The sequence below is a fragment of the Mesorhizobium sp. M2A.F.Ca.ET.037.01.1.1 genome (assembly GCF_003998075.1).
GTDB lineage: Bacteria > Pseudomonadota > Alphaproteobacteria > Rhizobiales > Rhizobiaceae > Mesorhizobium.
The window spans coordinates 1-4,748 of record NZ_RZSA01000508.1 but is presented as its reverse complement, the minus strand read 5'-3'; the positions used below and the strand labels follow the sequence as shown (position 1 = coordinate 4,748).

Annotated in this window: 6 protein-coding genes; all 6 read left to right on the top strand. The window is 66.9% G+C overall.

Features of this window, described 5'->3' with window-relative positions:
- Nucleotides 1-565 (top strand): 3-hydroxybutyrate dehydrogenase (locus EOA27_RS22690; RefSeq protein ID WP_127257228.1); only part of this gene is annotated, 565 nt, incomplete at its 5' end.
- Between the two features lie 278 nt (nucleotides 566-843).
- On the top strand, nucleotides 844-1,662 hold the full coding sequence (locus tag EOA27_RS22685) for a sulfurtransferase/chromate resistance protein (protein ID WP_126080908.1): 819 nt from the start codon (nucleotides 844-846) through the stop codon (nucleotides 1,660-1,662).
- Nucleotides 1,659-3,047 carry a chromate transporter gene (gene chrA / locus EOA27_RS22680; RefSeq protein ID WP_126080909.1) on the top strand — a complete coding sequence of 463 codons (1,389 nt, stop codon included), beginning with the start codon at nucleotides 1,659-1,661 and terminating at the stop codon, nucleotides 3,045-3,047. The genes EOA27_RS22685 and chrA overlap by 4 nt, the downstream gene beginning before the upstream one ends.
- A gap of 119 nt (nucleotides 3,048-3,166) precedes the next feature.
- Entirely contained in the window at nucleotides 3,167-3,292 is a 126-nt protein-coding gene (locus EOA27_RS42995; protein WP_281059467.1) for a hypothetical protein, read from the top strand.
- 229 nt (nucleotides 3,293-3,521) lie between these two features.
- A complete protein-coding gene (locus EOA27_RS22675) occupies nucleotides 3,522-4,091 on the top strand; it encodes a sigma-70 family RNA polymerase sigma factor (protein WP_126080910.1) in 570 nt (189 codons plus the stop codon).
- Nucleotides 4,078-4,748, top strand: a 671-nt coding sequence (locus EOA27_RS22670) for an anti-sigma factor (RefSeq protein WP_145970476.1), incomplete at its 3' end; no start/stop codon positions are given. The genes EOA27_RS22675 and EOA27_RS22670, both read left to right, overlap by 14 nt.

Below are 4,748 nucleotides of genomic sequence, written 5' to 3'. Positions count from 1 at the left end.
GATCCATGAGGCCGAGGAGGCGTTCGGCAGCCTCGACATCCTGGTCAACAATGCCGGCATCCAGCATGTCGCGCCGATCGAGGAATTTCCCGACGACAAGTGGGAGGCCATCATCCGCATCAACCTCCTGGCCGCCTTCTACGCCATCAAGGCGGCGGTGCCGGGCATGAAGGGTCGCAAATGGGGCCGCATCATCAACACGGCCTCGGCGCATGCGCTGGTCGCCTCGCCGTTCAAGTCGGCCTATGTCTCGGCCAAGCACGGCATTGCCGGCCTGACCAAGACGGTGGCGCTGGAACTGGCGCAGGACGGCATCACCGTGAATGCGATCGCGCCCGGCTATGTCTGGACGCCGCTGGTCGAGAAGCAGATCCCCGACACGATGAAGGCGCGCGGCATGACCGAGGAACAGGTCAAGCACGATGTGCTGCTGGCAGCGCAGCCGACCAAGGAATTCGTCACCGTCGAGGAGCTTGCCGCGCTGACGCTTTTCCTGTGCTCGGACGCCGCCAAGCAGATCACCGGCGCGACCCTGCCGATGGATGGCGGCTGGACCGCGCAGTAGGGCAAAGGTCGTTTCAGGGAAGGGCGGAGCGGAGCTCGCGTCCTCATAGAGCAGTTCACCGTTTCACGGAAACAGTGAACCGCTCTATCTCTCTGTTTTTGCGCAATTCCGGACGGAAAACCGCTCACACTTTTCCTGGAATTGCTCTAGGCAATTTGATTTCTTGACAATCGCAGGGGACCGTTCCAGCATTCCCGTAAGGGGTTCCCCGCGATGACCCCGTGAGGCGTCAGCCCAACGATCGCGTCCAGACTCTCTCTGTTCAGGAGGTGGACGCCATGCCGTCAACAACCGCAATCACTGTTCCGCAGCTTTCCCGTCTCGTCGGCTTGCCCGACACGCCTTGCCTGGTCGATGTGCGCACCGACGAGGATTATGAAATCGACCCGCGCCTGCTGCCGGCGTCTTGCCGGCGCGATTTCAGAACCGTCTCGACCTGGGCCGCCGAGTTCTCCGGAGCAAAAGTCGCCGTCATTTGCCAGAGGGGGCAGAAACTCTCGCAAGGCGTTGCCGCATGGCTGCGCCATGAAGGCATTGCGGCGGAGTCGCTGGAAGGCGGCTTCGAGGCCTGGGTCGCCGCCAAGGCGCCATTGGTCAGCGCCGGTGCGATCCCGCCGCGCGACGAAATGGGGCGTACCGTGTGGGTCACGCGTTCGCGGCCGAAGGTCGACCGCATCGCCTGCCCCTGGCTGATCCGCCGTTTCGTCGATCCCGATGCGGTGTTCCTGTTCGTCGATCCGGCCGAGGTGCCTCTGGTGGCCGATCGCTTCGGCGCGGTTCCCTTCGACATCGAAGGCGTGTTCTGGAGCCATCGCGGCGATCGCTGCAGCTTCGACACGATGATCGAGGAATTCGGCCTGGGCGTCGACGCGCTCGACCGACTGGCGCTGATCGTGCGCGCCGCCGATACAGCGCGGCTCGACCTCGCGCCGCAGGCGGCCGGCTTCCTCGCTGCCTCGCTCGGCCTGTCGCGCATGTTTCGCGACGATCTCGAGCAGTTGGAAGCCGGCATGCTGCTTTACGACGCCTTCTTCCGCTGGTGCCGCGACGCCGCGGACGAGACGCATAACTGGCCGGCCGGAGGCAAGGCGCCATGACCGCGCTCGCCAAGGACGACGCCGCGCCGCCGGTGGATACCCCCGGCATGCCGAGCTTCCGTGAGGCGACGCGGCTCTGGGCCAAGATCGGCCTGCTGTCCTTCGGCGGGCCGGCCGGGCAGATCGCGCTGATGCACAAGGAGCTGGTCGAGGAGCGCCGCTGGATCGGCGAGGAGCGTTTCCTGCACGCGCTCAACTATTGCATGCTCCTGCCTGGACCCGAGGCGCAGCAGCTTACCGTCTATATCGGCTGGCTCCTGCACCGGACCGCCGGCGGCCTCGTCGCCGGCACACTGTTCGTGCTGCCTGGCGCGCTGGTGATGCTTTGCCTGAGCAGCTTCTACATGCTCTACAACGACGCGCCGGTGGTCGAGGCGCTGTTCTTCGGGGTCAAGGCGGCGGTGCTGGCCGTCGTCGTCGAGGCGGTGATCCGCATCGGCAAGCGGGCGCTGAAGAACCGCGTAATGGTGGCGATCGCGGTGGTGGCCTTCCTGGCGATCTACATCGCCAAGCTGCCGTTCCCGCTGATCGTGCTTGCGGCTGGCCTCATCGGTTGGATCGGCAACCGCTTCGCGCCAGGCCTGTTTTCCGGCTCGGCCCATGGCAAGGGTGGGGCTACCGTCGACAGAATCGGCGTGGTCGACCTGATGTTCGAACGCGGCGAGCTGGCCCACACCGTGCCCACCAAATGGCACGCGGTCCGCACCATCGCCATCTGGCTGCCGCTCTGGCTCGGACCGGTGGCGCTGATCGCCGTGCTGGTGGGGCCAGGCAGCGTGTGGGCGCAGATCGGCGGCTTCTTCAGCCTGATGGCCGTCGTCACCTTCGGCGGCGCCTATGCGGTTCTGGCCTATGTCGCGCAGGCGGCGGTCACCTCTTTCGGCTGGCTGTCACCCGGCCAGATGGTCGACGGGCTGGGCCTCGCCGAGACAACGCCCGGACCGCTGATCCTGGTGCTGCAATTCGTTGGCTTCGCCGCCGCCTATCGCCATGCCGGCCTTGCCAGCCCGCTGCTCGCCGGGTCGCTCGGATCGCTGCTGACGCTCTGGGCGACCTTCGTGCCCTGCTTCTTCTGGATATTTCTGGGCGCCCCCTACATCGAGCAGCTGAGGCAGAACCGAGCGCTGGCAGCGGCGCTCGGCGCGATCACCGCGGCGGTGGTCGGCGTGATCATGAACCTGGCGCTGTGGTTCGCGCTGCATGTCGTCTTCGGCAAGGTCGCAAGCGTCGGTTGGGGCGTGGAGGTGCCGGTCCTGTCCTCGCTCGACTGGCGCGCCGCGCTGCTGTCGGTTGCGGCGATGGTTGCCATGTTCAGGCTGAAACTCGGCATGCTGCCGACGCTGGCGGCATCGGCGCTGGCGGGACTTTTCCTGTCGGCGCTATAGGCCGCGCGCAGTTCCGATCACATCAGCGTGAATGAAAAAGCGGAGCGGCCGGGAATAAACGGCCCGGTCCGCCGGTCTCCAGGGCATGCGCGTTTTGTGCGCACCAGCAGGAGACCGTCATGAAACGGCATGAAGACAAATACGCTAGGGCTGAAGAGGGCGAAGGCGTCTACCGCAGCCGTCCCATGGAGCGCTGGCGCTGGGCGCATCTGTTCCGGGCGATGCCGCCCCGCCGCCGGCCCTGATCCGTGCCGGTCGCAACCATCGAGATCCACGACCATGACGGCGAGCACCCTGTTGCAGCCAGCGATGCGCCGTCCCCTTGCGAGGCGCCCCTTGCTTCCGAGACACTTGACTCCGGTGACACCAATGCCCTCTCTTCCCCCGAAGCAGGCGCCATCGCCTGCGGTCGCGATCTTCACGCGCACGAGCCGGGACAGACCGTCGCCTCCCGCTGAGGGCGGCGGCAGACCCATGGCGGGAGCGCCCGACGGCGGAACGGTGTTGAGCGAAAAGATGCTGGCCGCGCGTTTTGCCGAGGTGGTGCTGCCGCATCTTGGCGATGCGCTGTCGCTCGCCCGCTGGCTGACCGGCAACACCGCCGACGCCGAGGATGTCGTGCAGGAGGCCTGCCTCAAGGCGCATGCGGGTATTGCCGGGTTCGCTGGGGGAAACGCCCGCGCGTGGCTGCTCACCATCGTGCGCAACGCCTCCTATACGTGGATGGCGAAGAACCGTCCGCGGAGCGTGGTGGCGGTCGGCGACCTCGCCGATCTCGACGACGTCTCGCCGCCGCCCGACAATGATGCCGACAGCCCGGAGGCGGCGCTGATCGCCAAGGCGAATTCGGCGGCGGTGGAAGCGGCGATCGCCAGGCTGCCGCAAGCCTTCCGCGAAACACTTGTGCTGCGCGACATAAACGGTCTCAGCTACCGCGAGATCGCCGCCATGCTCGACGTGCCGCAAGGCACGGTGATGTCGCGGCTGGCAAGGGCTCGCGGCCTGTTGATGACGGAACTTGGAGGGCGCCATGAGCCCGCATGAAGATCGCCCGCGTGAGGATGGCCCCCGTGAGGATGGATTGCCGCAAGACCCGCAGGATGTGAAGCTGATGATCCACGCCCTTGTCGATGGCGAGCTCGATGCCGCGGCCGCACTGGCGGTCGAGCGGCGCATGGCCGCCGATCCGGAACTGGCCGCCGAGCATGCGCGCCTTGTGGCGCTGCGCGGCGCTGTCGCCAACGTGCCGCGCCCGACCGTCAGCGACGATTTCCTGGCGCGTATCGCGGCGATTGCCGAGGTGAAAAGCCCGGAAGAAGCCGAGGCGCCAAACGTCTCTTCCGCGAAGGCGGGGCAGCTGCCGCAACAGCAGCAAGGCAATGTCGTCGCGATGCGGCCGCGCGCGTCGCGCTGGTTCAACTCCTTCGACTGGCGCCAGATGGCGGCCTCAATCGTACTGACGGCGTTCCTCGCCAGCGGCGCGACGCAGTGGCTGGCGACGGCGGATAACGGGGCCGAAAGTTTCGCCGTGGCCGTCGCCAACGGCCATCGCCGCAGCCTGCTCGCGGCGACGCCGGTCGACATCGTGTCGTCCGACCGCCATACGGTGAAGCCATGGCTCGACGGCCGTATCGGCGTGTCGCCGGCGGCGCCGGACCTGGCCAAGGACGGCTACGCGCTGCTCGGCGGCCGCGTCGAGGT